Origin of the sequence: Massilia sp. CT11-108 (assembly GCF_047302915.1) — a bacterium.
In the GTDB taxonomy this organism is placed as follows: domain Bacteria; phylum Pseudomonadota; class Gammaproteobacteria; order Burkholderiales; family Burkholderiaceae_D; genus Telluria; species Telluria orientalis.
This window is the reverse complement of sequence record NZ_JBKYMO010000864.1, coordinates 1-1,479: the sequence shown is the minus strand read 5'-3', so window position 1 is coordinate 1,479 and position 1,479 is coordinate 1. Positions and strand designations below refer to the sequence as shown.

Annotated in this window: 2 protein-coding genes and 1 pseudogene; 2 read left to right on the top strand and 1 reads right to left on the bottom strand. The window is 67.0% G+C overall.

Annotated features, from left to right (window positions below):
* Nucleotides 1-200, top strand: a pseudogene (locus ACEN88_RS31505) (short-chain dehydrogenase); the annotation flags it as partial.
* Nucleotides 201-206: 6 nt separating this feature from the next.
* Here ACEN88_RS31505 and ACEN88_RS31500 read toward each other — a convergent pair.
* Complete coding sequence (locus tag ACEN88_RS31500; RefSeq protein ID WP_413346068.1) at nt 207-917, bottom strand: glutathione S-transferase N-terminal domain-containing protein; 711 nt, start codon at nt 915-917, stop codon at nt 207-209.
* Nucleotides 918-1,015: 98 nt separating this feature from the next.
* On the opposite strand from ACEN88_RS31500, the gene ACEN88_RS31495 reads away from it, so the two are divergent.
* The coding region (locus ACEN88_RS31495; protein WP_413346066.1) for a type VI secretion system baseplate subunit TssF at nt 1,016-1,479 on the top strand (464 nt) is incomplete at its 3' end.

The following is a 1,479-nucleotide window of genomic DNA, read 5'->3' as shown; positions in this document are numbered from 1 at the left end:
CCGGCGTCATCGATACGGACATGCAGGCCGAGATCCGCGCCACGACGGAAGACCGCTTCCCCATGCGCAAGCGCTTCGTCGACATGAAGGAGACCGGCGCGCTCGTCGAGCCGGACGAATGCGCCGAACGGCTGGTCGACTACCTGCTCGGCGCCGGGTTTGGCGCCGAGGTCATCGCCGACCTGCGGATGCTCAGTTGAGCACCTTCAGGCAGCGGGAGCGCGCGGGATCTGCAGCCCTTCGATGACGGCGGGGCGCGCGCGGAACGCTTCCAGCACGCGGCCCACTTCCGGAAAGCGGTCGAAGCCGACGATCTCGGCCGCGTCGTAGAAGCCGACCAGGTTGTTCACCCACGGGAAGCAAGCGACGTCGGCGATCGTGTACTCGTCGCCCATGATCCAGGCGCGGCCCTTCAGGTGGCCGTCCAGCACGCCGAGCAGGCGCTTGGCTTCGTGCACGTAGCGGTCGCGCGGGCGCTTGTCCTCGTACTCGCGGCCGGCGAACTTGTGGAAGAAGCCCAACTGGCCGAACATCGGGCCGATGCCGCCCATCTGGAACATCAGCCACTGGATCGTCTGGTAGCGCAGCGCCGGATCGGCCGGGATCAGCTTGCCCGTCTTCTCGGCCAGGTACAGCAGGATCGCGCCCGATTCCCACAGCGGCAGCGGCTTGCCTCCCGGGCCGTCGGGGTCGATGATCGCGGGGATCTTGTTGTTCGGGTTCAGCGACATGAATTCCGGCGACGTCTGCTCGTTCTTGTCGAACGCGACGCGGTGCACCTCGTAGGGCAGGCCGATTTCTTCGAGCATGATCGCCACCTTGACCCCGTTCGGCGTGGGCAGCGAATACAGCTGCAGGCGGTCGGGGTGCTGCGCGGGCCATCTCTGCGTGATGAGGAAGTCGTTCAGGTCGGACACGGCGGTCTCCTTCGGGTTGAGAGCGTTGATTGTACTCAAGGTCCGGTTTTTCGCCGGGTGGGAGCATACATCTTGGTCTTGGGCAACGATGGGGAGCCATGGACGACCTGCTGCGCTATTACGAGGAAGAGCTGGGATTGTTCGGCCAGTTCGCGCGCGAATTCCGCGCCCGCTATCCCAAGCCCGCCAGCGACCTGCACGTGGCCGGCGAGACGTGGGACGATCCGGGCGTCGCCCGGCTCATCCAGTCCGTTGCGCTGCTGTCCGCCCGCATCAACAAGCGCCTCGACGACGACTACCCCAAGTTCACGGAAGCGCTGCTCGACAGCCTGTACCCGCACTACCTGCGGCCGCTGCCGTCGTATTCCATCGTCCAGGTAGGACAGCGCGGGCCGGCCGAAGTGCCGGACACCCCGTCCGTGCTGCCGCGCGGGACGATGCTGCGCTCGAGCGCGGGCACCGACACGCCGTGCCTGTTCCGCACCGTTTACGACGTGCTGCTGGCGCCGCTCGCCGTCGCGCGCCGCGCCGTCGTGCCGATGGCGTCCAGCGTACTCTCGGC